We start from the raw sequence: 25,679 nt of genomic DNA, 5'->3' as shown, positions 1-25,679 counted from the left end.
GCGCCCATGGGGCAGACATACGTGCAGACAGCGCAGCCTTCGCAGTGCAGCGCGTCCACCTCCCAGGCGTCGTTGCGGCGCACGATTGCCCCGAACCGGCAGTGGTCGGCGCAGATACCGCAGTCGCGGCACCGCTCCGGGTCGATCCGGGCCGCCGCGAGCCCCCGGAACTCCTCCGTCGTGAGCCGCCGGGGGTGGAAGAGGAGCTCCAGGTTCGCGGCGTCCACGTCGCAGTCGGCGAGAACCTGCGGCACTCCGCTGATATCCGCAAGCGCCGCCGCCACCATCGTCTTCCCGGTGCCGCCCTTGCCGCTCACGACCGCAAGCCGGATCACGGGCTCACCCCCGCAATCTTCACGGTCGCTTCAAAGAGGCCGGCGAACCACTCCTCCCACCCGGGAAGGAGCGCAGCGATGAGCCCGCCCCGGTTCTGGACGGCGGCTATCTCCCGCGAGAACGGGATGGTCATGATGACGGGGAGCCCGCGCTCCCGGCAGAACTCGATGGTCTCCTCGTCCTTGCCGTCGCTACGGTTGATCACGACCCCGGCGGGAATACCGATCCGCTCCACCACCTCGGCCGCGAGGCGGAGATCGTGCAGCCCGAACGGAGTCGATTCCGTCACCAGGATACAGGCGTCGCTCCCCTCAAGCGTCTCGATCACCGGGCAGGCGATCCCCGGGGAGGCGTCGTAGAGGATGAGCGGGTGCCCTTGTGCGAGCATCTTTGCCGCCCGGATGACCGCCGGTGCCTGCACCTCCCCCTCGTTCAGGATCCCGCTCACCAGCGTGAGACGGGGGACCGGGCAGGAGCACGCGACCCGGCCGATGGTGCGCGGGACCTCACGGACGGCTCCCTGCGGGCAGACGAGAGAGCAACCCCCGCACGAGTGGCAGAGGTGCGGGAAGACAAGGACGCGGTCTTTCAAGACCGAGAGCGCTCCGAACCGGCAGAACTTCCCACACTCGCCGCAGAGGGTGCAGCGGGCCGGGTCGATCTCCGGAACCGGGGTCGTCACCGGCACGTCCACGGCAGAGCCCGGGAAGAAGAGGTGGAGGTTCGGCTCCTCGACGTCGCAGTCGACGAGCGCCACCTCGCGGGTGCGGGAGAGCGTGCAGGCGAGATTCGCCGCCACCGTGCTCTTCCCGGTGCCGCCTTTCCCGCTTGCAATCGCGATCTTCATGCTGAATCCCGCTTCACGCAAGGGGGAGCGGCTGCAGGTTCCCGGCAGTATACTCCGCGAGGGCATCGGCCACGCTGCCGCTTCCGCGGTAGGCGTAAGCCTTGATCCCGCCCGCTTCGAGGGCTTTCGCGGCGTTCCCGCCGACCTGGCCGGTGATGACCGCCGTCGCGCCGTGCTCCGAGAAGATCTGGACCGTCCGGGGCCCGACCCCCCCCGCAGCGTCGACGAGGGGATTCTCAACCGATTCCGCTTTCCCCGTCTCCGTGTCGACGAAGACGAAATAAGGTGCCCGGCCGAACCGCTGCTCGACCGGGGCGTCCGTGCCTGCTGCACGTGCCGTGATACCGACTATCATCCTGATACACCTCTCTGGTGATTTTTACTCATATGAGCATAATACTATGGATGGTGCACCCGCCTCAGTGGTGCCCGTCGCACTCGCCGCCTTCCTCGTGGTTGCAGGAGCTCTTCCCCGGAGAGAGACGGCCGGCAATATAATCCTGTGCCACGTAATCAGTGTTTCCGCCGACGCCGAGGAGAACCTGGATACCGTTCCCGTGGAAGAGTTCGACGGCCCGCGGCCCCATGCCACCCGCGATGATCAGGTTGACCCCGTGCTCCGCGAGAAAGACCGGGAGACGGCCGGGTTCGTGGCCGGGGTTCGGGAGATCGTCTCTCCTGTAGATGATCGAGTCTTCGACGTCGAATATTGCGTAACCCTCGCAGTGCCCGAAGTGTTCGGATACCCTGTTTCCGTCCTGTGCGATTGCTATCCTCATGATATCACCGAATTTACGCGGCCCCGTATCCGGTATCGGCCGCATACAACCGTACTACACATATGCGCGAAAGAAAGTAAAACCACCCATCGTACCATCCGGTCCCGGGCCGGGGAACCTTTTTAAGGCGAGCGACCTCCCTGCGGTGTAAGTTGCAGAAACCTGGTGAGACTGATGATTCAGCCCTTGGATATCAAAGAGTACCGGAACGTCTACGAACCGGGAAAGGTGGAGTGCGCCAGCACCGAGGAGATGCGGCCGCTCGAGGAGATCATCGGCCAGGAACGGGCGCTCCGGGCGCTGCGGTTCGGCCTTGAGATCCGGGAGGCCGGGTTCAACGTCTACGCCGCGGGCGCCCAGGGGACCGGGCGGGTGAGAGCCGTCCGGAGTTTCCTCGACGAACTCGCGAAGGCCAAGCCCCGGGCGAGCGACTGGGTCTACGTCCACAACTTCGAGAACCAGTATGAGCCCAACGCCGTCGCCCTCCCCGCCGGGAGAGGAACGGCATTTCGGGAGGACGTGAAACGGTTCATCGAGGAGGCGCGGCAGGCGCTTCCCCGGGCGTTCCAGAGCGAAGAGTATGCCAAACGCCGGGACGAGACGCTCCAGTCGCTCCAGGGGAACAGGACGGATCTCATCGCCCGGATCAACCAGCGCGCCCAGGAAGCGGGGTTCGTCATCCAGATGAGCCCCATCGGTCTCCTGACCATACCGGTCATCGACGGGAGGCCGATCCCCGAGGAGGAGTTCATCAACCTCCCCGACGAGGTCCGGGCGGAGGTTCAGCGGCGGCGCGAGGCTCTCGGCACCGAACTCCGGAGCATGCTCCGGCAGGTGCAGGATATCGAGCGGCAGGGAGCCGAAGCGGTCACGAACTTAAACCGCGAGATCGCCCTCTACGCGATCGGCAACCTCGTCGCCGAACTCAAGGAGAAGTATGCCGGTGTCGCGGAGGTTCCCGAGTATATCGACGCCGTCCAGAACGACATCCTTGAGAACATCCAGGTCTTCCTCGGCCTCCCCGAGCAGCAGCAGGGCGTCCCGCCCCAGTTCCAGGCCTTCATGCGCGAGATTCCCTTCCGGAAGTACGAGGTGAACGTCGTCGTCGACAACGCCGCGACGAAAGGCGCGCCGGTTGTCTTCGAGCAGAACCCCACCTTCCAGAACCTCCTTGGAAAGATCGAGAAAGAGGTGCAGTTCGGCATCTTCACGACCGACTTCACGATGATCCGGCCGGGCTCGCTGCATAAGGCCAACGGCGGCTACCTGGTCCTCGACGTCGAAGACCTGCTGAGGGCACCCCTCTCCTGGGACGGGCTGAAGACGGCATTGAAGACCGGGGAAGCCGTCATCGAGGAACCGGGGGAGCGAATGGGATTCATCACGGCAAAGACGATCAAGCCCGAGGCCATCCCTCTCGACATCAAGGTGGCCCTCATCGGGACGCCGATGATCTACCAGCTCCTCTACCGGATGGACCCCGACTTCAAGGAACTCTTCAAGGTCAAGGCCGACTTCGACATCGTGATGGAGCGAAACGACGAGAACGCCAATAAATACGCCGACTTCATCTGCAACCTCGTCCGGGAGGAGAACCTCCGGCACCTCGAGCGGGAGGCGATCGCCCGGGTGATCGAGTACGGGTCGAGACTCGCTGCGGACAAGGAGAAACTCTCGACCCAGTTCTCTGCGGTCGCCGACCTCATCAGGGAGGCGAACTTCTACGCCGCAGCGGACGGGGCCGAGCAGATCGAGAGGAGACACGTCACGAAGGCGATCGAGGAGAAGATCTACCGCTCGAACCTGATCCAGCAGAAGATCGAGGAGTACATCCGGCGAGGGATCTTCCTCATCGATACCGAGGGCGAGAAGGTCGGCCAGGTGAACGGCCTCTCGGTCATCGGGCTCGGGGACTTCGCCTTCGGCCGGCCGTCGAAGGTGACCGCGAGCATCGGGGTCGGCCGCGAGGGGATCGTGGACATCGAGCGGGAGGCTGCGCTCGGCGGGCCGATCCACACGAAAGGCGTCCTGATCATCAGCGGCTACCTCAACAACAACTACGCGCGGGATAAGCCGCTCTCCCTCTCCGCCCGGCTGGTCTTCGAGCAGAGTTACGAGGGGATCGAGGGCGACTCCGCGTCGAGCACCGAGCTCTACGCCCTTCTCTCGGCGCTCTCGGGGCTTCCGCTGAAGCAGTACCTCGCCGTCACGGGCTCGGTGAACCAGCGGGGCGAGGTCCAGGCGATCGGGGGCGTGAACGAGAAACTGGAGGGGTTCTTCGAGGTCTGCAAGGCCAAAGGGCTCAACGGGAACCAGGGCGCGCTGATACCGGCGAGCAACGTCCAGAACCTGATGCTGAAAGAGGAGATCGTCGAGGCCGCGAAGGCGGGGAAGTTCCGGATCTACCCGGTGCGGACGATCGACGAGGGGATCGAGATCCTCACGGGTGTCCCGGCGGGCATGCGGCGGGAAGACGGGACCTACGAGGAGGGAACCGTGAACTACCTGGTGGATCGGCGCCTCCGGGAGATGGCGGAGACGATGCGCGGGTTCCAGCCTATGACGGCGAAGTGACCGGGATGGAGCGGAAACGGTCGGTCTACATGGACCATGCGGCGACGACGCCGGTGCGGCCGGAGGTCGCCCGGGCGATGCTCCCCTACTTCTCGGAGCGGTTCGGGAACCCCTCCTCGCTCTATTCCCTCGCCCGCGAGGCGCAGGAGGCGCTTGAGGAGGCGCGGGGACGCGTGGCGGCGGCGATCGGCGCTACACCTGCGGAGGTCTACTTCACCTCAGGCGGGACGGAGGCCGACAACTGGGCGATCAAGGGGACGGCCCTCCGGGGAAAGGGCGACCATATCATCACCTCCGCGATCGAGCACCACGCCGTCCTCCATACCTGCCGGAGCCTGGAGAAGCAGGGCTACCGCGTCACCTACCTCCCGGTCGACGAGTTCGGGCGGGTGGAGCCGGGAGCCGTCGAGGAGGCGATCACCGATCGGACGATCCTTGTCTCGGTGATGGCCGCGAACAACGAGATCGGGACGATCCAGCCGGTACGGGCGATAGCAGAGATCGCGCACGACCACACGATCCCGTTCCACACCGACGCCGTCCAGGCGATCGGGGCATTCCCGGTCGACGTGGACGAGATGGGTGCCGACCTCCTCGCCCTCTCAGCCCACAAGTTCGGCGGCCCGAAGGGGACGGGAGCGCTCTACGTCAGGAGAGGAACCCGTATCGGGACGTTCATGGACGGCGGGGCGCAGGAACGGGGCAAGCGGGCCGGAACCGAGAACGTTCCCGGGATCGTGGGGCTCGGGCGGGCGATCGAACTCGCGATCGCCGGGATGCCCCAGAACGCTCCCCGGCTTGCCGCGATGCGCGATCGGCTGATCCGGGGGATCCTGGACGCGATCCCGGACACCCGCTTGAACGGCCACCCGACCGAGCGGCTGGCAAACAACGTGAACGTCGCGTTCCGCTACGTCGAGGGAGAGTCGATTCTCCTCATGCTCGACGCTCTCGGGATAGCCGCCTCGACGGGGAGCGCCTGCACCTCCGCGTCGCTCGAGCCCTCGCACGTCCTGACCTCGTGCGGCCTCCCGCCGGAGCACGCCCACGGCTCGCTCCGGCTCACCCTCGGGTACGCGAACACCGGGGAAGACATCGACTACGTCCTTGAAGTGCTCCCGGGGATCATCGAGCGGCTGCGGGAGATCTCGCCGCTCCGGGGGGAGGCGTGAATGGCCGGGATCTTCCGGGCCAACGACATCCGGGGACGTTACCCGGACGAACTCAATGAGGCGACGGCAGAGCGGATCGGAAACGCCTTCGTCGCGCTTCTTGCGGCGGAACGGATCGTCGTCGGGCGGGACATGCGTCTTTCGTCGGCATCGCTCTCCCGGGCGTTCACTCGCGGGGCGGTCGAGGCCGGGGCGGAGGTCGCCGATATCGGTATGGCGAGCACGCCCCTCCTCAACTACGCGATAACCGCCGGGGGATTCGACGGCGGGGCGATGGTGACCGCCTCCCACCTCCCGGGGGAGATGAACGGGTTCAAACTTGCCCGCGAGAACGCCGTCCCCCTCTCCGGCGACCGCGACCTGCCGCTCCTCGAGACCCGGACCGGGGAGGAGCGGGTCGCCCGTGCGGGAGGGTCGGCCCGCGAGACCGGGATGCTGGACGCCTACATCGGAGCGGTGGCCGGGTTCGTCCGGGCGCCGAAACGCCTCACGATCGTCGTGGACGCCGGGAACGGGATGGTCGGGCCGGAAGTCCCCCGGCTCTTCGAGCGGATCCCGGCATGGCGGCTCGTCCCGATGTATACCGAGCCCGACGGCCGGTTCCCCCACCACCACGCAAACCCGCTCGACCCCGCAACCACCCGGGAACTGCAGGAGCGGGTGGTGGCCGAGGGCGCGGATATGGGGGTGGCGTTCGACGGCGACGGCGACCGGTGCGGGCTCATCGACGAACGGGGCGAGCGCGTCCGGGAAGATCTGGTGACCGGGCTTATCGCGGAGTACCTGCTCGAAGAGAACCCGGGGGCGACGATCCTCTACGACCTGCGGTCGAGCCGGGCGGTCCGCGAGGCGATCGAGCGGGCCGGGGGCCGGGGCGTGCGCTCAAGGGTCGGCCACGCCTTCATCAAGGCTGCAATGCGCGAGGAGGACGCCCTCTTTGCCGGGGAACTCTCCGGGCACTACTACTACCGGGATATGGGGTTCACCGACAACGGCCTTCTCACGCTGGTCATGGTTGCAAACATCCTCGCCGCGAGCGGCCGGATGCTCTCCGACCTCGTCAAACCCCTTGACCGTTACCCCTCGACGGGGGAGATCAACCTCGTGGTGCGCGACCCCGCGGCGGTGTTCGCGGTGCTTGCGGCACGCTACCGCGACGCGGAGCTTGACAGGCTCGACGGGCTGACGGCGACCTATCCCGACTGGTGGTTCAACATCCGCCGCTCCCACACCGAGCCGGTGGTGCGGCTGAACATCGAGGCAGATACGAGGAGCCTCCTTGATGAGAAGGAGCGGGAGGTGCTCGCGGCCATCCGGGAGGCCGAGGGTGCGTAAGGGCCGGATCTGCACGGATTCGGGGGGCGGTGCGAACTGCCTGCTCACGCGAAGGCGCGAAATCTGAATGGATATCAACAGTCTCTTTCGCACCTCCGGTGTTCGAGATCCTGCCCGAAATCCCCGGATTTCTTGAGCCCGGGCCTTCGTGCTTCGCGTTCTTCGCGGCTCGCACCTTCGCCGCCATGCAGCATGCCCCACGCGGAAGAGCCATTCAATTCTTCGCCGCCCGAGAAGGCGCCGTTAATCCATTGCTTCCGCGGGAAGAAGACGATGGCCGGCAGCCGCAACTTATAAGTATCCGATACCCCACTGTTGGCCGGCAGGCTGCAGCTTGCAACCGAAACGGGGCCGGGTTGAGCTCCCGGAAAGAAGCCGGGATGCAACGGGCACCCGAGCCTCGAGCCGGGAAGAGAGAACTGATAATTGATGTGGTGATGAGAATGGCGGCACAGCAGATGGAGTCCCTGTCCTGGCAGGAGACGATGGTCCGGAAGTCGAACAACCAGGAGGAGCAGTTCAACCCCGACAAGATCAGGAGGTCGGTGCAGAACGCCGGAGCAAGCCAGCAACTGGCGGACGAGATCACCCAGCAGATCCAGGGGAGCACGCACAGCGGGATGACAACCTCCGAGATCGACAGCAACATCCAGGAGACCCTCAGGCAGAAGGATATGAACGCCTACAACAACTGGATGCAGTGGAAGGAGCAGCACCAGAGTTCGCAGTAAGAACGTCTCAGAGCTTCCCGCAGGCGGTCTTTCACACCAGGCGCCGGACGTCCGCCGGCAGGTCTGCACGGCGGATTTCCGGGCGCTGCGCCTGCCGGGATGCGTGCGCCCGCAAGAGCGCGCACAATGTTTTTATGATTAAAGAACAATATTTATATGCAGTAGTATTCCGGGATCTCCCGGACGTCTGAGATATGTGCATCATCTCCGAATTCAGGCCGGCTGCATACCAATTCTCGGGCCCGTAGCTTAGTCCGGTCAGAGCGCCCGGCTCATAACCGGGCGGTCGTGGGTTCGAATCCCTCCGGGCCCATGTTTTCCAGGATACCGTCGCCTGTAGCGTTGCGTTTTGACTGCGTGCCGTTGTTCTCTCGGGGACGATATGATGCAACGATCGCTTATCCGGAGCATCGAGGTCATCGGGGGAGCAGCGAAAGATCTTTCCGGGAACAACTATTCGGCGCTACCCCGAGAAGAGGAAACCGGTGAAGGCGACCGTCGAACCCGGACGTAAGATCGCAGGGGGTACCAACGGGACGTTCTTTCGCAGTAACCGCCATCCACCGGGGGACTCGAATCCCTGCGCGCCCATAGATCAGCCGGAATACCGGATCGAGATCTATCTGGTTTATTACCCGGCACGCCAACCGCTCAAACGTCATTACCATGTCGCCCATTCGCCAGATCCTCATCCTCGCCGTCGTAACGGCAGCGATCCTCACCGCCGGGTGTATGCAATCCACAACGGAACCGCAACCGGCGCCCGCGGCTCCGCCGGTGAACGTGACCGTTCCGTTTGCGCCCATCCCGGTCTCCAGCCAGAACGGCGTCAACCTCGCCTACGAACTTGAACTCTCACCGACAGGAGACGAGACGTTCGTACCGGAAAATGTCGAAGTCATCGATCCGGCCACGGGAGACGTACTCTGGTCGGTTGACGGGGAGTTGCTGGCCGTGCTCTACCACCCGGCCACAAGCCCGCCGCCGACCGCAGAGGAACTCGAGGACGGCACCGGCAAGCTGCCCCTGCCGCGAATCTCCCTCTGGTTCAAGGTCGCTCCCGACGCCGTACCGGACCGGCTCGTCCACCGGCTCACCCTGAACCCGGCCGGAAGCGGGCTCCCGCCGGTTACGCTCACCGGCGGCAACGTCACGGTGCGTAAGGATCTTGCGCCGGTGGTCATCGGTTCGCCGGTGCGCGGCCCGGGCTGGACGGCGGCGGAGACCACGGATCCCATGACCCATCACTTCCTCGGCCAGATCACGATGAACGGGGTGACCCGCGTTCCCCAGCGCTACGCACAGGACTGGATATACCTGGACCCGGCCACCGGGCAGGCGGCCGCCGGGAACGTGACCCTGGCGAAGAACTTCTTCGGATACGGCAGGGAGATCTACTCGGTCGCCAACGGGACGGTGGTGGACGCCATGGACGGCCTTCCGGACCATGAGTGCATCTATTCCGCCCCACCGGCGACTGTTGCAACCGCAGCCGGCAACTACGTCATCGTCGATATCGGGAACCAGAAGTTCGCCTGCTACGCCCATATGATCCCCGGCTCGCTCCGGGTCGGGATCGGCGACAGCGTCACCGAGGGGCAGGTTCTCGGCCTGATGGGCAACAGCGGGAACTCCGATCTTCCGCATCTCCACTTCCAGGTCGTGACGGATACCCCCTCCTTCCTCGGGGCCGAGGGCTATCCCCACGTGTACCGGTCGTTCGACGTGATCGGCGGGGTCAATCAGACCCTTGTGGAAGAGAGATCATCCGGGTCCGATTACCCGATAACCCGGATATATTCGGAGTTCGGGGATTACGTCACGTTCTCAGCGCAACCGGTGCCTCAGCAGAACAACCTCACGGAGAACTGGGCTGTTGTCCGGTTCCCCTGACCATATTCTATCTTCGCTGCACCCGGGACGACGACTTCGTGCCGAACGAACAACAGTCGCCCGCAGGCCGGGTGAACCTCTCATGCTCCGGCTCCAGCGGACCGTCGCGCGTTGCGGCAGTCGTTTTCCGCGTGGCGATAGGCGGTGCGTGCCCCGAAGGACGCAAGCGGCCGGAGCATGAGCACCGTCAGGAACGACCTTCCTATGGAACGGAGTCCGAGCACTATGGGGTTCCAGAAATGAGCATCTATCCAATACATTGCAGGAAAACCCGTTAGAAAGGCCTATCTACCGGGGCGTGAGAGAATTCTGGGAGACTATGATCGAATGGGCCGTCATCCTTTTACTGTTTCTTGCGCTCTTAGCACTCTTTTACAAATACTCCAGGATTCAGGGTCGGGTCGAGCAGAAAGCACGTGAGCTATTTGAATCCTGGCGCCGGGGAGAGCAGGAGGATATTGAGGCCTGGAAAGAGCGGGAACTCAGGCGCCTCTCGGATGAGAAGGCAAAGATCCTCTTTGAGAAGTGGAGACTTGACGAAGAAGGGAATATCCGCACCGATGCGGTCAGGCGCAGCCAGTCGGTGACTCGGGGGAAGGTCACGGAGTGCCTCATCCCGTACTTCCCGGACTTCCCCTACAATCCGAAGGATGCACGATTTTTAGGGACCCCGGTCGATCTCATCGTCTTCGACGGGTTGTCCGACGCCGACGAGGTGCAGAAGGTGGTGTTCGTCGAGATAAAGACGGGTAAAGCCGCCAACCTGAGCAAACGGGAGCGTGCCGTCAGGGAGTGCATCAAAGCCGGGCGGGTGCAGTACTCCACCATCCACCAGTCGTTTGACGAAGAGACCAACCGGTTGCGCGATATGGGGATGAACTAGCCGTACGGCCGTATCGGGTTTTGAACCGTCTTCGGGTCAACGCCCTTCGCAAAAAAAAGTTCGGAACGGATACCCTCAGATCCGGTCACCCGGACGCCGGATCGAAGGAGGGATCCTCGTCCTCCGGGCACCCCTCCTCCCGCTCGCGGCCGCACCCGACGATCCGGATCGTCTTCCCGTGCACCAGGGCATCGGCGACCTTCGCCCGCGCCTCGTGGAGGTCGCGCCAGAGGGTCTTTCGGGAGACGCCGAGAGCGGCGGCCGCCTCTTCCTGCTCAAGCCCCTGGAGATCGACGAGCCGCAGCGCCTCCACCTCCTCGGGCAGGACGACGACGAACTCGTCGGGCGCCCCGCAGAGCGGGCCGAAACAGCGGAACGCCCCCTGGTTCCCGATCCTCCGGCGGACCCGGGGGCGCCCCCGCCCGCGGCGGCCGCGTCCCTCGCCGGGCTCTCTCTCGTTCATACTACCGATCTCCTGGAGTAGAGATCGGACCCCGGTACAGATAGTGCCTTCGCTCCGGGCCGGCGGTTATGACCGGCAGCAAAACGGCGAGGGGATGACACCCACCTGCCGCGGCCGGATGAAACAGGAAGAATATCAGTCCCGCTTCCGCACACAGATGAGATGGGCTGCCCATGGTCTAGTGGTATAACTCCGCCTTGTCAGGGCGACGTCATAACCAGCTAGACCACGAGCCCCGGGACGTTCGCCCGCCCTCCATCAACTATCCGGAGATCCCGGATACTCGGCCGTCAGGGCAACCTATATCCCGCGGTTCGTTCCCTCCTTATGTATGCCCGCGGGTGAGACGAACTGGAGGAAGAGCCTCCCCGCCGACCTCGCCGCCGGGACGACCACCGCCCTCGTCGGCATCCCGCAGGCGATGGGGTTCGCCCTCGTCGCCGGGATCAACCCGATCTACGGCCTCTACACCGCCGCGTTCTCGACGGCGATCGGGGCGTTCCTCACCGGCTCCACCTACCTCAAGGTGATGCTCTCAAACGTCCTCGCGGTCTCGATCTTCTCTGTCCTCGCCCCGGTCCCGGAGGCCGACGTCCCGGCAACCCTCTTTGTGCTGACCATCCTCGTCGGGGCCTTCCAGCTTGGGTTCGGGCTTCTCCGGGCAGGCAGCCTGACCCGGTTCATCTCCAACGCCGTCCTCACCGGGTTCGTCACGGGAGCAGCGCTCCTCATCGTCCTCGGCCAGCTCGGGAACCTCACCGGCCACCAGCTCCCGCGGGACGCAATCCAGATCCTCGCCATCCCCGACCTCCTCCTCCACGCAGGCGATATCCAGCCCGAGGCGCTCGCCGTCGGGCTCGTGACCATCGTCCTCGTCCTCGCCTTCCGGCGGGTGCCGCACCTCCGTTCCGTCGCCCTCCTCCTCCCGATCGTCGTCGCAACCCTCCTCGTTCCGGCCGTATTCCCGGACGTCGCGCTCGTCGGCGACATCAGCACCATCCCTGCCGGGCTCCCGGCCCCGGTCATCCCCGATCTCGCCCTCATTCCCGGCCTCCTCGTCCCGGCGCTCGCCCTCGCCATCATCGGGCTCGTGATGGCCGTCGGGGTCACCGAGGCGATCCCCGAGCCCGACGGCACCATCGCCGACGTGAACCGGGACTTCACCGGGCAGGGGGTGACGAACATCCTCGCGAGCTTCCTCCAGTGCGCACCGGCAAGCGGGTCGCTCTCGGCGACGGCGCTCAACGTCGCCGCAGGGGCAGAGACGCGGGCGGCAAACCTCATCTCGGGCGCCCTCGTCGGGGTGGTCGTCGTCCTCGCGGGACCGCTCGCGGAACAGATCCCGCTCCCGGCCCTCGCCGGCATCCTGATCCTCATCGGGGCCGAACTCATCTACCAGCCTCACGAGATCGCCTGCATCTGGAAGTACTCCCGCCCGGGACGCTGGGCGATGCTCGCCACTTTCATCTCCACCCAGGTCCTCCCGCTCCAGTACAGCATCTACGTCGGGGTCCTCCTCTCGCTTGCGATCTACCTCGTCACCTCCACCCGGGAGGCCTCCGTCGTCCGCCTCGTCCCGGTCGGAGGAGGCATGTTCCGGGAAGAACCGGCGCCCGGACGGCTTGTGGACGACACCCTCACCGTGCTCTCGATCTCCGGGAGCGTCTACTTCGCAACCCTCAGGGCGATCGAGCGGTCGCTCCCATCCCCCGAGGGATCAGAGGGCGCCGTCGTGATCCTCGCTCTCCGGGGAAGGGTCGAGGCCGGAACCGGGCTTTTCCGGATGCTGGAGCGCTACGCCCGGCGGGTCGCGGTCGGGGGGAACCGGCTCATCCTCGCCGAGGTCGATCCCCAGTTCCTTGCAGGGCTTGTAGAGACCGGAGCGGCGGCGGAGATCGGCCGCGACAATATATTCTTCGCAACACCGGTCGTCTGGGAGTCGCTCATGGAGGCGATCCGGGCGGCGGAGGCCGGAACGTGAGAGCCCTGCCGGAAAACTCTTCTCTGTGAAGCACCCATACCGTTCCTGTGAACATCGCCGGGAACCTCCCTCCCCCTGCCCGCATCGCGATCGTCGGGGCCGCGGTCGTCATCGTGCTCGCGGGGGTGAGAGCAGCAACGCCGATCCTCGCCCCGCTCCTCGTTGCCGTCTTCTTCGCGATGATCACCGCGCCCGTCATGGTGTGGCTAACCCGGCGTAGGGTGCCGCGGATCCTCGCCGCCATACTGGTGGTAGCGGGGCTCATCGGGCTCTTCGCCGGCGCAATCGCCTTCCTCGGAGTGGCCCTCACCGGGTTTATCCGTTCCCTGCCGGGCTACCAGGCGAGCCTTGAAGAGGAGATCGCCGTCCTTGCCGATTACGGCATCGACCCCGGCACCTTCACGATATGGGACTACATCGACCAGGGGTTCGTCCTCCAGCAGGTTGCCGGGATAGCCCGCGAGGTCGGGAGCATCGCCGTCGATGCCTTCCTGGTCCTCGTCGGGATCGGGTTCCTGCTCCTGGAGGCACCCCGCCTTACGACCGTTCTCGCGCGCTACCTGGGAGCAGAGAGCGCTCCCTACCGGCACCTCGCGCAGTCGGGCCGGCTCCTCATCGAGTACGTCATCGTCAGGACGAAGGTGAACCTGATCACCGGCGTCGGGACCGGGCTCTTTCTCACCCTCCTCGGGGTCGACTTCGCGGTGCTCTGGGGGTTCATCGCCTTCGTCCTGAGTTACGTCCCCTACATCGGCCTCGTCGTGGCCGCAATCCCGCCCACCCTCCTCGCGCTCATCGAGTTCGGGCCGGCCGGAGCCGTGGCCGTCATCGCCGCCGTCGCCCTCATCGACGCCGCCGCAGAGAACCTCGTCCTCCCCCGGATGGCCGGACGGGATCTCAACCTCTCGCCGTTCGTCGTCCTCTTCTCCGTCGTCTTCTGGGGATTCATCCTCGGTGCGGTCGGGATCTTCCTCGCCATACCGCTGACGATCGCGGTGAAACTCTTCCTCGAGAGCTGGAAAGAGACCCGGTGGATCGGGGAGATTATGGGCAGCGGAGAGCGGGAGAGGTAGGCCACGGCGCAAGATGTTTACAGGACGCCGCCCAACCCATGATCCATGAAGAGACCAGCCGGCCTCTACCTCGCCTACCTCTTTCAGTTCCTCATCGCCGCAAACATCCTCATCGCGCTCTCGCTCGGCGAATACTCGCAGGTCTTCACCGGCGTCATCGGGCTTTTCCTGACCCTGGTTCCCGCCATCGCCACCCGCAGGTGGAGCATCACGCTCCCCTGGCAGGTCAATCTTCTCATCGCCTTCTTGCTCTACCTCCATGTCGCCGGCGAGATCCAGGGATACTACCTGCTCTACTACCCCTACTACGACAAGATCGCCCACCTCATCGCCGGGATAACCGTCTCGATACTCGCCTTCGCCATCGTCCTGCTGCTCGACCGGTTCAGCAGGCTCAACCTCTCAAGGGGGATGATCGTCGGGTTCATCATCATCACCGCGATGGCGATGGAGGGGTTCTGGGAGATCTACGAGTGGATCTTCGACACCTTCCTCGGAACAAACCTCCAGCACGGGCTCGACGATACCATGCTCGATATGATCTTCGTTCTGGTCGGGTCGGTCATCGTCGCGCTTGCCGGGAACCGTTATCTCTCCCGGTTCTCGAAGGAGGAGATCACCGACACACTGGTGATCCCGAAAGAGCCCCCGGCCGAATGACGGCCGGAACCTTTTTTAAATCCGCCCCGGAGAGGGGGCGCCATGCTCGAGCGGATGGCAACCGGTGCGGGAAACGTCGTCGGATTCCGGTTCGACGGCGAGATGACGGCAAACGACTACGTTGGGACACTGATCCCGGCGCTTGAGGCGGCGGAGAGGAGCCACCCGGTTCTCCGGATACTCTTTCATATCGTGAACTTCCACGGCTGGAAACCGCACGGCTACTGGGAGAGGCTCAAGGACCGGCCGGGAATGGAGAAGGTCGACCGGATCGCGATCGTCGGCGGGGAGAAGTGGGAGGAGTGGATGAACTACCTGCCGGGGCTCTTCACCGGCTTTACGGGCATCGACGTGCGCTATTTCACCGAAGGCCACCTGGACGTCGCCATCGGCTGGTTGCGGGAGCCGATACCGGTTGTTCCGGAAGCGCGATAGGTGCCGATCACGCCTGTTTCCGGAGAACAGGCAACCTTTTTTCATCCCGGGCAACCTACCGGTGATCAGACAGACACCCCATGCTATACTATAAAGACATCGTTTTCCAGAAACCCCTGCCTGAAGAGATCCGGCGTCTCGGGCTGCTCCCGGCGGACCTTCACTTCCATACCCGGCACTCCGACTCCCCCACCCGCGTGCGCGATGCATTGAAACTCGCGGCACGGCGGGGGATCGGGCTTGCGATCACCGACCACAACCAGGCAAGCGGCGTGGCCGAGGCGGAGCGACAGGGGATCCGGGTCCCCCTCATCCCCGGGATCGAGGTCAGCGCCAACGACGGCCCGCACATCCTGCTCTACTTCTACTCGGCATCCGACCTCCTGGACTTCTACCGGCGTCACGTCGAGAAGAACCGGAGGGACGGTCCGTACACCGCGATACTCCTCGATACCCCCGAGATCCTCGACCGCCGGGAAGGCTACGCCTGCATCGCCGTCGAGGCGCACCCCTGCGGCTACGCCTTCCTGAACCGGGGTGTCCAGCGCTGCGTCGCCGGCAGGTGCATCGGCGAAGATATCTTCTCCCGCCTGGACGGGCTCGAGGTGATCTGCGGCGGGATGGCCCGGAGCCACAACCTGAAGGCGGCCGGGCTCGCCGTCGCCCACGGTCTCGGGCGGACCGGCGGAACCGACGGCCACCTCCTCTACGAGCTCGGGGGGGTCGTCACCTGCGCCGAGGCCGATACCGTCGAAGAGTTCCTGGACGCCATCCAGGCGAAAAAGACCGCCGTCATCGGGCGCGAGCGGCCGTTCTTCGAGAAGGCGGTGATGGGGACGGCGGTCCTCCCGCACCACCTCCCCTACACCGTCCCCATCCTCCAGGCCCGCTGGGAGCAGGACCTCCCCCGGATCAGGAAGTTTGTTGCGGGCCGGCTGAACCGGTGAAGGCTCTCACCCGAGCGGCGAGAAGAGGCGGGAGACCGACTCCTTCACCCGGATTCTCCGAGACCGCGTTCGGTAATCCTCCGGCGTGATCTCGGTCGAGACCGCGAGATCCTCCTCGAACGCCCGCACGAGTTCGGCACCGACGGCCGCGTCGTAGAAGAACGCGTTCGCCTCGAAGTTCAGCCGGAAACTCCGGACGTCCCAGTTCGCGCTCCCGACCGAACCCGCCTTACCGTCGACGACGATCGTCTTTGCGTGGAGGAACCCGTCGTCGTAGGTGTAGGCCCGCACCCCGGCATCCAGCAGGTCGCCGATGAACGAGAGCGTCGCCCAGTAGACGAACGGGTGGTCGGGCTTGCAGGGGATCATGATCCGGACGTCGACCCCGGAGAGCGCCGCGAGTCGCAGGGCGTCAGCGATGCTCTCGTCCGGTATGAAGTAGGGCGTCTGGATGGAGACCGACTCCCGGGCGGAGTTGATCAGTTTGAGGTACCCCTCCTTTATCGGGCTCCACCGGGTATCCGGGCCGCCGGAGACGATCTGGACGGGCGTTGTGCCGGGAGCGTCCTCCTCGGGGAAGTAGCAGGTCTCGAGGCCCGGGTACTCGCCGGTCACGTAATGCCAGTCGAGGAAGAACCGGAGCTGGAGCATCCGGACGGCTTCTCCCGTGATCCGAACGGCGGTATCGCGCCAGCGGCCGAGCGGCCCCTTCCCGAGATACTCGTTTCCAATGTTAAACCCGCCGATGAACCCGACCTCCCCGTCGATGACGGCGATTTTGCGGTGGTTACGGTAGTTTATCCGGTAGATCGAGGGGAAGAAGACGCCGATCTGCCCGCCCGCCTCCTCCAGTTCGGAGAACGCCTCCCGCGACCCGCCCCCTGCCCGGGAGCCCATCGCATCGAAGAGGAGACGGACCTCGACGCCCTCCCGGGCCTTCTCGGTAAGGGCGCGGACGACCGCCCGCCCGAGTTCATCGTTATTGATGACGAAGTACTCCAGGTGGATGTTATGGCGTGCCATGCGGATCACGGCAAAGAGCGCGTCGAAGATATCCTCGCCCCGGGTGTAGACGTCGACCCGGTTCCCCTCGGTCAGGTAGGCCCGGTTGTTCCGGAGGAGGAGGAAGATTGCGTCGCGGAACTCCTCCGCCGCCGGGGTGGCGAACCGATGATGGTTGCCGGCGAGCGCCCGATGCTGCTCCTCGAAAGTCTCCTGGAGAAAACAGCGGTCTTCGTGCTCCTTGACGACGAACATCCTCTGCCGGGTATAGTTCTGCCCGAAGAAGAGGTAGAGGGCGAACCCGACGGGGGGCAGAAGGAAGAGAACGACCAACCAGGCCGTCGTCGCCGTCGGGTTTCTCCGCTCGAAGAAGACGATCGTAACGGCAAACACGACGTTGAGCGCCAGGACGAACCCTATCAAGAGCAGCAGTTCCAATCGAGAGACCCCCTGCCGGAGCAGGGCGTTCCCGTCTATCTCCCCGCAGGGGTATATACGTACCCGCCGGGAGATCACCACCGGTCAGCCATACCTTTTTTTCTTCAGAGCGCTATAGGGGCACCCATGCTTGACCGGATGAAGGAAAGTTCAGGAAGTATTCTCGGGTTCAGGTTCGACGGAAAGCTGAGCGAGAGCGATTACGCCACCATCCTGATCCCTGAGCTCGAACGAGCAATGGGAGAGAACCGGAACGTCAGGCTTCTTTTGAAGATCGAGGGATTCCGCAGCTGGAGGCCGGGGGAGGGGTGGGAAGCCTTCAAACAGTGGCCCGGGTTGGAGGAGGTCGACCGGATCGCCGTCGTCGGCGGAGAGCGGTGGCGGGAATGGATGAACCGCCTGCCGGGGCTCTTTGTCGGATTTAACGGGGTCGACGTGCGCTACTTCCCGGAGAGCCGTCTCCGGGACGCATGGGGCTGGCTCCGAGAAGGGCTCGTGATAACGACGCCGCGGGCGGCGTGAAACGCCTATATACCGTGGGCTCCAACGCATCGGTATGCATTGTCCGGTCTGCGGGCACGACTGCGTCACGGACGCCCGCACGATCTTCGCGGAACTTCCCGGGCGGTTCGCCCCGTGCCCCGACTGCATGGGGCTCGTCTACGACAAGAGGAGCGCTCCCCCCGATATCGATACGGCCGAGCCCTGCCCCTCCTGCGGGAAGCGGTTCATCGACGAGGTCTTCGCCCACATCTACCGGGTGATGGCCGCCGAAGGGGATCTCGCCGGGACCGAACCCCTCGCCGCGGCCGGAATGCCGCTTGTCCATCCCGGGTTTGCCATGCGCTCGGCTCCTTACCTCCCGCCCGGATCCCTCGTCCTCCTCTCCCGGTCGGCCGGGAAGCGTGCCGCCGCCCGCCTGGTTGCCGAGGTTCCCGAGGTCCGGGGAGTCGTCAGGACGGGTGCCGGAGCACCGGGGATCAGCGATACCGATGCCGAGCCCGCCGGGCATACCCTCCTTGCCGGATGCGACGTCCGGGCCGACGTCTTCCCGACCCGGGTGGGACCGATCGTCGTCTACAAACAGCAGTCAGCCCTGCACGTCGAGTTCCCGCGTGACCGCGACGAGAAGATCCTCTCGCTCGAGCGCGAGATCGACCGGCACCGCCCCCGGACGTTCGTCGACGCCTGCTCGGGTGCCGGGACCCTCGGCATCGCCGCCGCCCGGGCGGGAGTTCCCCGCGTGATCGCGAACGACGCCTGGTACGCCGCGGCCTTCTGGACCGCCTGCAACATCGCGGTGAACCGGGAGTTCCTCGGTGTCGGGGAGGTGGCGATGCACGTATCCTACGACGGCCTCCGCCGCCGGCCGGTCGCGCGCGATCCCGTCAGGGTCGCCAGCGCCGCCGGGGCGCAGGAGATCGAGGTCTACCAGGGCGACCTGCGGCTGCTTTCGGCCGTCCTCCCGCCCGGTATCGATCTTGCCGCCCTCGACCTCTTCGAGAAGAATGACGGGCGCAAGGTCGAGGAGATCACCGGAGCCTGGCGTGCCCGGGTGGGCGGAGCTATTTTTATCCCATAGATTCCAGTATATACGGGGACTAGCCCGGGTGGCTCGGCGTCACTTGTTACCCGAAACCGCCGTCAGCGGGGGGCGAAGTCTGAGGAAGGCCGCAGCGGCCTGCAGGAACCTCTGCGTCCCGACGGAGAAACCTCGTCCCATGAGGTCGGCGGAGAGGGATCAAAGTCCCGGAGGGGGCGGCGACCTTTTGCCGCGGGTACCGGTTCAGGCCCGGAAGGGAGCAGACTTACCGTGGACGTTCGGCGCCCATGGGGTTGCGGGGTGGAGGAGGGATGCTGCGGTGAATGCTTGTGCGCACGGTCGACCAAGGACGTGTCCCCAACGGCGATCTTCATGGCAAAAGTAACGATTCTTGGAGCTACAGGGAACGTCGGCGTATTTGCGGCCCACACCGTATCCGAGATCCCCTACGTCAGCGACATGCTGCTCGTGGGAAGACCCGGACGCGAAGATTTCCTCGCGGGCTGCTGCCGTGACCTATCCGACTCGTTTGCCGCACGCGGCACCGACGTCCGCCTCTCCTACAGCACCAGTCTTCTCGATGCGAAAGACTCGGACATCATCATCTGCACCGCAGGGGTGCCCCGCCGTCCGGGACAGGACAGAAACGACCTCGCCTTCGAGAACGCAAAGATCGTTGCCGAAACCGCTGAGACGATCGGCCGGACATCGCCCGACGCCATTCTCTTTCTCGTCACAAATCCCGTCGACGTCATGACCGCCGTCGCCCTGAAATACTCGGGGCTCCAGCCGAGACAGATCTTCGGCCTCGGAACGCATCTCGACTCGATGCGCCTGAAGTCCCTGATTGCGCGATACTTCCGCGTCCACGTCAGCGAGGTGCACACCCGTATCATCGGCGAGCACGGCGACAGCATGGTTCCGCTCTGGTCGGCGACGACGATCGGCGGCATCCGAATCACGAACCTGCCCACCTTCTCGGGACTGCCCGCGCAGGAGATGATCGAGACCGTCAGAACGAGCGGCGAGGCGATCATCAGGGACAAGGGAGCCACCGTCTACGGGCCGGGAGAAGCGATTGCGACGCTTGTAAGGACGATCCTCAGGGACGAGAACCGTATCCTCACCGTCTCGAGTTACATCAAGAGCGAGATCCACGGGATCGGCGATGTCTGCATCGGGGTACCCGCCCGCATCAACCGCGACGGCGTCTTTCCGGTTCCGCTCAGCCTCGAAGAGGACGAAGTTACCGGGTTCCGCGAGTCGGTCAAGAAGATCCGCAACGTCACTGCCGACGTGATGGAACGGCTCGAAGAGGCCCGTTAACAAAAGTAGGTATCGAAGTCCCACTCATACAAGAGTGGATTCGATGATCTCGGCGCTTGCGACGCCTTCTATCTTCTGGAGCGCTGCTTCGACCTTATCGGGAGCCCCGGCACTGTCGGGGACGACGACGGCGGCTTTCAGCGCCACGAGGCCGAAGCCGATCGGCTCTTCCTGAATATCGTCGACCGGGACGGCCGCCCTGACCGCCGCTTTGAGCGCTTCACGGTCGACATCCGGCGACTCCGGCATGATCTTCACGATTATGGCTACGTTTCCCATGGTTATGGCCCCTGGAACCCGCACTTCGGGCACGTATATCCTATACTCTGCTCCCTGCACCGGTAGCACCGGTTGATCTCGTGCGCGCACACCGGGCATGGGAACCAGGTGGAGCCTTCCTCAGCCAGTGTGGCGTTGCAGGAGGTACATCGGTCTCTCGCTGTCATCGTTGCTTCCTCGAATGTTAACCTATCATATCGCTGCCGCAGCAATTAAAATCTCGGATCGACGAGAGTCCCGACGACCGGCTCGCCACGGAGGGCACTGCGGAGACGCTCGTCGTGCCTGCCGTTGACCACCCGGGCCCGGAGATCGTGATCGAAGACGAACCGGATGAACGCGGGATCGACCTCGTCGGAGACGAGATCGGGATCTTCGACCCGCGAGAGGAGCTTACGGTGGTGATGGATGCCGTCGACCGATTTCAGGAGGAGGAGGTCGGCCGAGAGTTCGCGAGCGACCCAGGCGGCGATGGTGTCGGAGGTGACGTCCCAGGAGTGGGGGAGGGGGTCGGCTTCACGCAGGCCGCAGTAGGGGAGGAGGACCGTCGCCTCCGCGGGAAGCGCGAGGGTGGAGGTTGCCGGGATGCCGTGCGAGGCGATGTACCACGCAAACTGCTCCATGCCGGCGATCGCCATCCAGTGGGCGGCGTCCTCGGAGACGTCGAGCCGCCGGACGAGGTCGGCGAACTTCCCGCCGCCGGGCACGATCAGCACCGGGCGTCCGACCTCCCTGAAGATCTCGATCAGGGGGACGACCCGATCGAAGAGGCTCCCTCCGACCTTGACGACCAGCGGGGGTGCGGGCGAATTCATATCGTTTCGCTATTAAACCGGAGATGACATAACTCTTTACGTATGCGCCGGATCGCCGCCGCCGTCCTGCTCCTCTGTCTCCTTGCCGGCACGACCGCCGGTATTCAGATCGTCGAGTTCTGCCCGGACCCCTACCAGCCCGGCGACCCCGACGAGTACCTGGTGCTCGAGGGGACGGGGATCCTCGACGGGTTCGTCCTCTCGGACGGCGAAGGCGGCTACCGGTTCCCGCCCGGAACGCGGATCGACGGGCGACTGGTGGTCGCGAGGAGCGGTCCGGCGTTCGAGCAGTCGCACGGCTACCTCCCCGACTTTGAGATCCAGGAGCGGACGCCGGCCGTGCCGGACGTGATCCCGAACGGAAACCTCCTGATGGCGAACCGGGCGGATGAACTCCTCCTCTACCACAAAACAACCCTCGTCCAGCAGATCGCCTGGCCCGGCGACGTCTGCGCCCGGGAAGGCCAGGTCCACTACCTCGATGACGGTGTCTGGGACCCGCGCCCGCTCTTTATCGGCCAGTCCCGTTTTGCGCCAGAAACCTTCGAAGAGGTGGCGGTAACAGCGTTCGCCGCCCCGGACTGCTCCTACGAGGTCTTCTCGGCGACCGTCGCGGCGGCGGAGCGCGAGATCCTCGTAAACGTCTACGAGTTCACCGACGAGAAGATGGCAGGCGACCTCATCGCCGCCCGCAAACGAGGGGTTGCCGTGACAATCCTCCTCGAGGGCGGGCCGGTGGGCGGGGTCTCGCCGGAGGGGCGCGCGGTCGCCGGCGCCCTCAACCGGAGCGGCATCCCGGTTCTCTCGATGACGACGACCGATGCCGCCCACGCGAAGTACCGCTACGACCACGCAAAATACATCGTCATCGACGGGAGCACCGTCCTCCTCGGGAGCGAGAACTTCAAGCCCGGCGGCTACCCGGCGGCGGGGCTGCAGGGCAACCGCGGGTGGGGCGTCCTCCTCGAGGATCCGGCACTCGCGGCCTACTTCCGGGAGGTCTTCTCATTCGATTCGGCGGGCGGCGACATCGTCCCGCTCGAAGGGACGACGGCCGAACTCTACACGCCCTGGGCGCCCGACTACACGGTCGAGTTCGCCCCCTGCCGCGCGGAGGGGGCGCGGGTGACCCCGGTCATATCCCCGGACACCAGCGTCCTCATCCTCGACCTGATCGAGGGCGCAGAGGAGAGCATCGCGATCGAGCAGGCCTACATCACGAACGAGACCCCGTACGACCTCAACCCCTACCTCGCGGCCGCGATCGAGGCCTCCCGGCGGGGCGTCGCGGTGCGGGTGCTCCTCGACTCTGCCTGGTTCAACACCGAGGGCGCCGCGGACAACGACGAGATGGTCGAGATTATCAACCGGATCGCCGCGGCCGAGGGGCTGCCGCTCGAAGCCCGGCTCGCCGACCTCGAAGCGAACGATCTCGCAAAGATCCACAACAAAGGCGTCATCGTCGACGGAAAAACGGTGCTCGTCAGCAGCATCAACTGGAACGCCAACTCACCGGCGCTCAACCGGGAAACGGGCGTGATCGTCGAGCACACCGATATCGCCGCGTACTATACCGCTGTCTTTGAAGACGACTGGGACGCTTCGGACGGGAGTGGAGCGAACGGCGTTCGGGAACCGGATCGGATCAAAATAGCGGCGGCGGCATGCATCCTCGTCGCGCTGACGGGGCTCTACCTCTACCGCCGGAGGCGCGCCTGATACGTCACCGGTTGCCGGCAAACTCGGCGGAGCGGCAGACGTCGCAGATGGTGATCGTCCCCTCGCCCGAGGCGACGGCGGAGACCCACCGCTCGATGACCGATTCAAGGTTGTCGGGGAGAACTTCCCGGTTGAATCCGCGTTTCCGGCTCATGTACTGGGATATCGCGGCCCTGCTGATCCCGAGACGCTTCGAGGCCTCGCTCTGCGTGATCCCCCGCTCATTCACCAGACGATAGACCATCTCGGCACGCATCTGCGGAAGCAGCCTCCGGACGAGGGTATCGCACCGCATGATGTCGCAGGGGGAAGGCTCGGTCATTGCGCAGACACCATCTGGGAGTCTTTGTACTCGTAGAGGATCTGCCGTGCATCCCTGAAGTTGAACTTCTCCACGATCATATCGTTGTCTTTGAGTCGTTTTAAAGCATACCGGACGGTGCGGGGGGCAAGGCTGCTGAGGCGGACGAGCTCCTTGTGGGTCAGGGCGCCCCCATCTTCGAGCAGGAGGAGGATCTTTCTCGAGGAAGGGGGGAGGTTCACATCATCCATAGAGGATAGTTAACGCTGTTAACATATCAACGTGACGGAAGTTATTAGCCCGGGAGTCGATAGGGATTACTATGCTGGAACGGCAGGAGAAAGCAGCACTCGTCACCCTCGTATGCGTCGTCGGGATCGTGCTTGCGGCGCACCTCCTCTTCGACGCCGTCGGCCGGCCGCTGGTGGCGGAGCCGTACTCACCGGAGGTCCCGGACGGGGCGCTGGTTCTCCTCGAAGGGAGCATCGAAGGGATCGCGAAGACCTCGACCGGCAATCACCTGATCCTCACCGTCAACGGCACCGCGGTCTTCCTGCCGGAGAACGTGGCCGCCGGGCTCGAACTGCACGAAAACGAGAACATAACGCTGTACGGGGTCGTTCAGACCTATCGCGGAAAACGGGAGGTGGTGGTATCCTCATCCGGGGACATCCGGGTTCTGAGATGAACTACTTCTTCTTCGTGTAGAAGATATCGGCGTCGTCGGCGTCCCCGAAGAGGGGCTCTCCCCGCCGGGACTTCCCGCGGCTCTCCTCCTTCTTCGCAGTCTCCCGTTCGGGCTCCCGGCGGCCGGGGGCCGGGGCCTCGTCGGGCTTCTTCTTCCGTCCTCCCTCCACGCCGGTTCCGGTGGGGAGGTCTCCGTCGTTGATCCGCACCCTCGGCATACAGGATACTCACCCTGTCCGATATATGACTCCTCTGGATCGGCCGGCGGCCATGTGTGGTTTTTTCGGTATAACGCGCCTCATCTCCGCCTCCGGCCGGGTGAGGATACCGGGAGGGAGGAGAAAGACTGCATAAGATCGGTTTTCACCGCATGGCGCGCCGCCGCGCGGAGTTTAGACCATAGAATTGTCCGCAAAGAATCTTCTCTCCGCAGAGAGACATTCAACCATCGAGAACGGCAGCAATTCGAACCGAGGAGGGCGGCGCGGATATCGGGGTTGCGCTCCCGCCCCGGTCATCCTCTCCGGGAGCGCGATACTCGCGCTCTACGCCGTCGCCTCCCGGTTCACATAAACCGCTCGAACCGGTCGCGGGAGACCCGGCAGATGGGGCAGGTCTCGGGCGGCTCGTTCCGGGCGCAGAGGTAACCGCAGACCCGGCACCGCCAGACCGGGTAGTTCAGGGTTCCCGGTGCGCGGCCCACCAAGGCGCGTTCCTCCTTCTGCCGGGTGCGCTCCGCCGGGGGCGGCCGCCGTTCCGGGACGGGGGCGGCGGCACGCTTCCCGCTCTCCACATCGGCGGTGACGTAGAGCGCGCAGTAGCAGGCCCCGAAGTCGGCGAGATCGGGGTCCCGGTAGTCGCAGGGGCAGATGATGTCGAGGTCGTCGTCCCGGTTTCCCGAGGCAAGCCTGCAGGGGCAGGAGATGTAGCCGTACCGCTCCCGGTTCGCGAGCAGGCCCCTGACGAGATCGCAGGTGAACTCCCGGTCGGGGTTGAGGTGGTACCCGCCGGCCTCTGCCTCGGCTTCGAGGTCGCGCATGAGCCGGTTCACCTCTCCGTCACTCACCGCATCAGGCACCGACCGCCTCCCGGATCTCTTCCTCCCGGAACCCCACGATCACCGTTGCGTCGTCGATGACGACCGTCGGAAACGAGAGCCGAGGGTTCCAGCGTTCGACCTCCCGGACCACGCGGTCGCGCTCCTCCCCCGCGAGCAGGTCCACGTAGACGTACGAGAACCCGACGCCGAGGTCGGTGAGAAGTTCCTTCGTCCGGGCGCACCAGCCGCAGGTGCTCAGGGCGTAGAGCATCACCCTGCCGCGGTCCTCGCCGGGGACGTGCTGCATCTCTACCAGAAAACTCCCTCCATCTCTCCCTGCTACGGGGGCCGAAGGTAAGTATCTTGCCCCGGAGGAAGCGGGCTTGAGGATCAGAAACAGGCCGGCACCGTTCCCAAGAGC

The 25,679-nt window shown here is 64.9% G+C and carries 30 protein-coding genes, 1 tRNA gene and 1 other RNA gene; 18 read left to right on the top strand and 14 right to left on the bottom strand.

Annotation, left to right across the window (positions count from 1 at the left end):
- The 4 genes from L21_RS03885 to L21_RS03870 all read right to left on the bottom strand — a co-directional run.
- Positions 1-335: 4Fe-4S dicluster domain-containing protein (locus L21_RS03885; protein ID WP_178377680.1), on the bottom strand; the 335-nt coding region annotated here is incomplete at its 3' end.
- On the bottom strand, positions 332-1,183 hold the full coding sequence (locus L21_RS03880; protein ID WP_074369184.1) for an ATP-binding protein: 852 nt from the start codon (positions 1,181-1,183) through the stop codon (positions 332-334). The genes L21_RS03885 and L21_RS03880, both read right to left, overlap by 4 nt.
- A 13-nt stretch (positions 1,184-1,196) precedes the next feature.
- Positions 1,197-1,538: a NifB/NifX family molybdenum-iron cluster-binding protein gene (locus tag L21_RS03875; protein ID WP_074369183.1), complete on the bottom strand. Its 342-nt coding sequence runs from the start codon at positions 1,536-1,538 to the stop codon at positions 1,197-1,199.
- A gap of 64 nt (positions 1,539-1,602) precedes the next feature.
- Positions 1,603-1,962 (bottom strand): NifB/NifX family molybdenum-iron cluster-binding protein, encoded by a 360-nt coding sequence (locus L21_RS03870; RefSeq protein WP_074369194.1) that lies wholly within the window; start codon positions 1,960-1,962, stop codon positions 1,603-1,605.
- Between the two features lie 174 nt (positions 1,963-2,136).
- Between L21_RS03870 and L21_RS03865 the strand changes: the two genes are divergently transcribed.
- The 7 genes from L21_RS03865 to L21_RS03835 all read left to right on the top strand — a co-directional run bounded on the left by L21_RS03865 (position 2,137) and on the right by L21_RS03835 (position 10,550).
- Positions 2,137-4,536 carry a Lon protease family protein gene (locus L21_RS03865; RefSeq protein WP_074369182.1) on the top strand — a complete coding sequence of 800 codons (2,400 nt, stop codon included), beginning with the start codon at positions 2,137-2,139 and terminating at the stop codon, positions 4,534-4,536.
- Positions 4,537-4,541: 5 nt separating this feature from the next.
- Entirely contained in the window at positions 4,542-5,708 is a 1,167-nt protein-coding gene (gene nifS, locus L21_RS03860; protein ID WP_074369181.1) for a cysteine desulfurase NifS, read from the top strand.
- Positions 5,709-7,043, top strand: a complete 1,335-nt coding sequence (locus L21_RS03855) for a phosphomannomutase/phosphoglucomutase (protein WP_074369180.1) — start codon at positions 5,709-5,711, stop codon at positions 7,041-7,043.
- A gap of 443 nt (positions 7,044-7,486) precedes the next feature.
- Complete coding sequence (locus L21_RS14065; RefSeq protein WP_178377679.1) at positions 7,487-7,774, top strand: ATP cone domain-containing protein; 288 nt, start codon at positions 7,487-7,489, stop codon at positions 7,772-7,774.
- 238 nt (positions 7,775-8,012) lie between these two features.
- Positions 8,013-8,087, top strand: a tRNA-Ile gene (locus L21_RS03845).
- 353 nt (positions 8,088-8,440) lie between these two features.
- Positions 8,441-9,667 (top strand): M23 family metallopeptidase, encoded by a 1,227-nt coding sequence (locus L21_RS03840; protein WP_074369178.1) that lies wholly within the window; start codon positions 8,441-8,443, stop codon positions 9,665-9,667.
- Between the two features lie 319 nt (positions 9,668-9,986).
- Positions 9,987-10,550, top strand: a complete 564-nt coding sequence (locus L21_RS03835) for a Holliday junction resolvase-like protein (RefSeq protein WP_074369177.1) — start codon at positions 9,987-9,989, stop codon at positions 10,548-10,550.
- Positions 10,551-10,635: 85 nt separating this feature from the next.
- Here the strand turns inward: L21_RS03835 and L21_RS03830 are convergent, their stop codons facing one another.
- Positions 10,636-11,013, bottom strand: a complete 378-nt coding sequence (locus L21_RS03830; RefSeq protein ID WP_074369176.1) for a DUF134 domain-containing protein — start codon at positions 11,011-11,013, stop codon at positions 10,636-10,638.
- Positions 11,014-11,344: 331 nt separating this feature from the next.
- Here L21_RS03830 and L21_RS03820 point away from each other — a divergent pair, with 331 nt between their 5' ends.
- The 5 genes from L21_RS03820 (at position 11,345) to L21_RS03800 (ending at position 16,109) form a co-directional block, all read left to right on the top strand.
- Positions 11,345-12,994, top strand: a complete 1,650-nt coding sequence (locus L21_RS03820; RefSeq protein ID WP_074369175.1) for a SulP family inorganic anion transporter — start codon at positions 11,345-11,347, stop codon at positions 12,992-12,994.
- Between the two features lie 47 nt (positions 12,995-13,041).
- Positions 13,042-14,067, top strand: coding sequence for an AI-2E family transporter (locus tag L21_RS03815; RefSeq protein WP_074369174.1), 1,026 nt, complete (start codon positions 13,042-13,044; stop codon positions 14,065-14,067).
- A gap of 45 nt (positions 14,068-14,112) precedes the next feature.
- Entirely contained in the window at positions 14,113-14,727 is a 615-nt protein-coding gene (locus L21_RS03810; RefSeq protein ID WP_074369173.1) for a DUF2238 domain-containing protein, read from the top strand.
- A gap of 42 nt (positions 14,728-14,769) precedes the next feature.
- Entirely contained in the window at positions 14,770-15,162 is a 393-nt protein-coding gene (locus tag L21_RS03805; RefSeq protein ID WP_074369172.1) for a SpoIIAA family protein, read from the top strand.
- Positions 15,163-15,242: 80 nt separating this feature from the next.
- The gene (locus tag L21_RS03800) at positions 15,243-16,109 is read left to right on the top strand and encodes a PHP-associated domain-containing protein (RefSeq protein ID WP_074369171.1); all 867 of its coding nucleotides are present in this window, start codon (positions 15,243-15,245) and stop codon (positions 16,107-16,109) included.
- Between the two features lie 6 nt (positions 16,110-16,115).
- On the opposite strand, the gene cls is transcribed toward L21_RS03800, so the two are convergent.
- Positions 16,116-17,630 (bottom strand): cardiolipin synthase, encoded by a 1,515-nt coding sequence (gene cls / locus L21_RS03795; protein ID WP_256712224.1) that lies wholly within the window; start codon positions 17,628-17,630, stop codon positions 16,116-16,118.
- 45 nt (positions 17,631-17,675) lie between these two features.
- Between cls and L21_RS03790 the strand changes: the two genes are divergently transcribed.
- The 4 genes from L21_RS03790 to L21_RS03775 all read left to right on the top strand — a co-directional run bounded on the left by L21_RS03790 (position 17,676) and on the right by L21_RS03775 (position 20,418).
- Positions 17,676-18,071: a SpoIIAA family protein gene (locus L21_RS03790; protein WP_074369170.1), complete on the top strand. Its 396-nt coding sequence runs from the start codon at positions 17,676-17,678 to the stop codon at positions 18,069-18,071.
- 34 nt (positions 18,072-18,105) lie between these two features.
- Complete coding sequence (locus L21_RS03785) at positions 18,106-19,131, top strand: hypothetical protein (RefSeq protein WP_074369169.1); 1,026 nt, start codon at positions 18,106-18,108, stop codon at positions 19,129-19,131.
- Positions 19,132-19,143: 12 nt separating this feature from the next.
- An RNA gene (gene ffs / locus L21_RS03780) (signal recognition particle sRNA) lies at positions 19,144-19,453 on the top strand.
- Positions 19,454-19,464: 11 nt separating this feature from the next.
- The gene (locus tag L21_RS03775) at positions 19,465-20,418 is read left to right on the top strand and encodes a malate dehydrogenase (RefSeq protein WP_074369192.1); all 954 of its coding nucleotides are present in this window, start codon (positions 19,465-19,467) and stop codon (positions 20,416-20,418) included.
- Positions 20,419-20,442: 24 nt separating this feature from the next.
- Here the strand turns inward: L21_RS03775 and L21_RS03770 are convergent, their stop codons facing one another.
- The 3 genes from L21_RS03770 to L21_RS03760 are packed head-to-tail and all read right to left on the bottom strand — an operon-like array spanning position 20,443 to position 21,512.
- Positions 20,443-20,697 carry an elongation factor 1-beta gene (locus L21_RS03770; protein ID WP_074369168.1) on the bottom strand — a complete coding sequence of 85 codons (255 nt, stop codon included), beginning with the start codon at positions 20,695-20,697 and terminating at the stop codon, positions 20,443-20,445.
- A gap of 2 nt (positions 20,698-20,699) precedes the next feature.
- Positions 20,700-20,864, bottom strand: a complete 165-nt coding sequence (locus L21_RS03765) for a zinc finger domain-containing protein (protein WP_074369191.1) — start codon at positions 20,862-20,864, stop codon at positions 20,700-20,702.
- Positions 20,865-20,909: 45 nt separating this feature from the next.
- Positions 20,910-21,512 carry an amino acid kinase family protein gene (locus L21_RS03760; RefSeq protein ID WP_074369167.1) on the bottom strand — a complete coding sequence of 201 codons (603 nt, stop codon included), beginning with the start codon at positions 21,510-21,512 and terminating at the stop codon, positions 20,910-20,912.
- Between the two features lie 42 nt (positions 21,513-21,554).
- On the opposite strand from L21_RS03760, the gene L21_RS03755 reads away from it, so the two are divergent.
- Positions 21,555-23,231 carry a phospholipase D-like domain-containing protein gene (locus L21_RS03755; RefSeq protein ID WP_074369166.1) on the top strand — a complete coding sequence of 559 codons (1,677 nt, stop codon included), beginning with the start codon at positions 21,555-21,557 and terminating at the stop codon, positions 23,229-23,231.
- Between the two features lie 4 nt (positions 23,232-23,235).
- Here the strand turns inward: L21_RS03755 and L21_RS03750 are convergent, their stop codons facing one another.
- A complete protein-coding gene (locus L21_RS03750) occupies positions 23,236-23,553 on the bottom strand; it encodes a transcriptional regulator (RefSeq protein WP_074369165.1) in 318 nt (105 codons plus the stop codon).
- Positions 23,550-23,783, bottom strand: coding sequence for a winged helix-turn-helix domain-containing protein (locus L21_RS03745; RefSeq protein WP_048112957.1), 234 nt, complete (start codon positions 23,781-23,783; stop codon positions 23,550-23,552). The genes L21_RS03750 and L21_RS03745 overlap by 4 nt, the downstream gene beginning before the upstream one ends.
- Before the next feature lie 71 nt (positions 23,784-23,854).
- Here L21_RS03745 and L21_RS03740 point away from each other — a divergent pair, with 71 nt between their 5' ends.
- Positions 23,855-24,220 carry a hypothetical protein gene (locus L21_RS03740; RefSeq protein WP_074369164.1) on the top strand — a complete coding sequence of 122 codons (366 nt, stop codon included), beginning with the start codon at positions 23,855-23,857 and terminating at the stop codon, positions 24,218-24,220.
- A gap of 1 nt (position 24,221) precedes the next feature.
- On the opposite strand, the gene L21_RS03735 is transcribed toward L21_RS03740, so the two are convergent.
- The 3 genes from L21_RS03735 to L21_RS03725 all read right to left on the bottom strand — a co-directional run bounded on the left by L21_RS03735 (position 24,222) and on the right by L21_RS03725 (position 25,565).
- Positions 24,222-24,437, bottom strand: a complete 216-nt coding sequence (locus tag L21_RS03735) for a hypothetical protein (RefSeq protein ID WP_074369163.1) — start codon at positions 24,435-24,437, stop codon at positions 24,222-24,224.
- A gap of 347 nt (positions 24,438-24,784) precedes the next feature.
- Positions 24,785-25,297 (bottom strand): ferredoxin-thioredoxin reductase catalytic domain-containing protein, encoded by a 513-nt coding sequence (locus tag L21_RS03730; protein ID WP_342764769.1) that lies wholly within the window; start codon positions 25,295-25,297, stop codon positions 24,785-24,787.
- Positions 25,290-25,565, bottom strand: a complete 276-nt coding sequence (locus L21_RS03725; RefSeq protein ID WP_074369162.1) for a glutaredoxin family protein — start codon at positions 25,563-25,565, stop codon at positions 25,290-25,292. Before L21_RS03725 ends, L21_RS03730 begins: the two co-directional genes overlap by 8 nt.
- Positions 25,566-25,679 lie beyond the last annotated feature (114 nt).

It is taken from the genome of Methanoculleus chikugoensis, from assembly GCF_900095385.1.
Taxonomy (GTDB): Archaea; Halobacteriota; Methanomicrobia; order Methanomicrobiales; family Methanoculleaceae; genus Methanoculleus; species Methanoculleus chikugoensis_A.
The sequence above is the reverse complement of the archived record's forward strand: the minus strand, read 5'-3'. Positions and strand labels throughout refer to the sequence as shown.

What these genes read in the sequence shown, in the direction of transcription:
- L21_RS03880 (WP_074369184.1), bottom strand. Translation starts at nt 1,183, where the DNA reads ATGAAGATCGCGATTGCAAGCGGGAAAGGCGGCACCGGGAAGAGCACG.
- L21_RS03875 (WP_074369183.1), bottom strand. Translation starts at nt 1,538, where the DNA reads ATGATAGTCGGTATCACGGCACGTGCAGCAGGCACGGACGCCCCGGTC.
- L21_RS03870 (WP_074369194.1), bottom strand. Translation starts at nt 1,962, where the DNA reads ATGAGGATAGCAATCGCACAGGACGGAAACAGGGTATCCGAACACTTC.
- L21_RS03865 (WP_074369182.1), top strand. Translation starts at nt 2,137, where the DNA reads ATGATTCAGCCCTTGGATATCAAAGAGTACCGGAACGTCTACGAACCG.
- nifS (WP_074369181.1), top strand. Translation starts at nt 4,542, where the DNA reads ATGGAGCGGAAACGGTCGGTCTACATGGACCATGCGGCGACGACGCCG.
- L21_RS03855 (WP_074369180.1), top strand. Translation starts at nt 5,709, where the DNA reads ATGGCCGGGATCTTCCGGGCCAACGACATCCGGGGACGTTACCCGGAC.
- L21_RS14065 (WP_178377679.1), top strand. Translation starts at nt 7,487, where the DNA reads ATGGCGGCACAGCAGATGGAGTCCCTGTCCTGGCAGGAGACGATGGTC.
- L21_RS03840 (WP_074369178.1), top strand. Translation starts at nt 8,441, where the DNA reads ATGTCGCCCATTCGCCAGATCCTCATCCTCGCCGTCGTAACGGCAGCG.
- L21_RS03835 (WP_074369177.1), top strand. Translation starts at nt 9,987, where the DNA reads ATGATCGAATGGGCCGTCATCCTTTTACTGTTTCTTGCGCTCTTAGCA.
- L21_RS03830 (WP_074369176.1), bottom strand. Translation starts at nt 11,013, where the DNA reads ATGAACGAGAGAGAGCCCGGCGAGGGACGCGGCCGCCGCGGGCGGGGG.
- L21_RS03820 (WP_074369175.1), top strand. Translation starts at nt 11,345, where the DNA reads ATGCCCGCGGGTGAGACGAACTGGAGGAAGAGCCTCCCCGCCGACCTC.
- L21_RS03810 (WP_074369173.1), top strand. Translation starts at nt 14,113, where the DNA reads ATGAAGAGACCAGCCGGCCTCTACCTCGCCTACCTCTTTCAGTTCCTC.
- L21_RS03805 (WP_074369172.1), top strand. Translation starts at nt 14,770, where the DNA reads ATGCTCGAGCGGATGGCAACCGGTGCGGGAAACGTCGTCGGATTCCGG.
- L21_RS03800 (WP_074369171.1), top strand. Translation starts at nt 15,243, where the DNA reads ATGCTATACTATAAAGACATCGTTTTCCAGAAACCCCTGCCTGAAGAG.
- L21_RS03790 (WP_074369170.1), top strand. Translation starts at nt 17,676, where the DNA reads ATGCTTGACCGGATGAAGGAAAGTTCAGGAAGTATTCTCGGGTTCAGG.
- L21_RS03785 (WP_074369169.1), top strand. Translation starts at nt 18,106, where the DNA reads ATGCATTGTCCGGTCTGCGGGCACGACTGCGTCACGGACGCCCGCACG.
- L21_RS03775 (WP_074369192.1), top strand. Translation starts at nt 19,465, where the DNA reads ATGGCAAAAGTAACGATTCTTGGAGCTACAGGGAACGTCGGCGTATTT.
- L21_RS03770 (WP_074369168.1), bottom strand. Translation starts at nt 20,697, where the DNA reads ATGGGAAACGTAGCCATAATCGTGAAGATCATGCCGGAGTCGCCGGAT.
- L21_RS03765 (WP_074369191.1), bottom strand. Translation starts at nt 20,864, where the DNA reads ATGACAGCGAGAGACCGATGTACCTCCTGCAACGCCACACTGGCTGAG.
- L21_RS03760 (WP_074369167.1), bottom strand. Translation starts at nt 21,512, where the DNA reads ATGAATTCGCCCGCACCCCCGCTGGTCGTCAAGGTCGGAGGGAGCCTC.
- L21_RS03755 (WP_074369166.1), top strand. Translation starts at nt 21,555, where the DNA reads ATGCGCCGGATCGCCGCCGCCGTCCTGCTCCTCTGTCTCCTTGCCGGC.
- L21_RS03750 (WP_074369165.1), bottom strand. Translation starts at nt 23,553, where the DNA reads ATGACCGAGCCTTCCCCCTGCGACATCATGCGGTGCGATACCCTCGTC.
- L21_RS03745 (WP_048112957.1), bottom strand. Translation starts at nt 23,783, where the DNA reads ATGGATGATGTGAACCTCCCCCCTTCCTCGAGAAAGATCCTCCTCCTG.
- L21_RS03740 (WP_074369164.1), top strand. Translation starts at nt 23,855, where the DNA reads ATGCTGGAACGGCAGGAGAAAGCAGCACTCGTCACCCTCGTATGCGTC.
- L21_RS03735 (WP_074369163.1), bottom strand. Translation starts at nt 24,437, where the DNA reads ATGCCGAGGGTGCGGATCAACGACGGAGACCTCCCCACCGGAACCGGC.
- L21_RS03725 (WP_074369162.1), bottom strand. Translation starts at nt 25,565, where the DNA reads ATGCAGCACGTCCCCGGCGAGGACCGCGGCAGGGTGATGCTCTACGCC.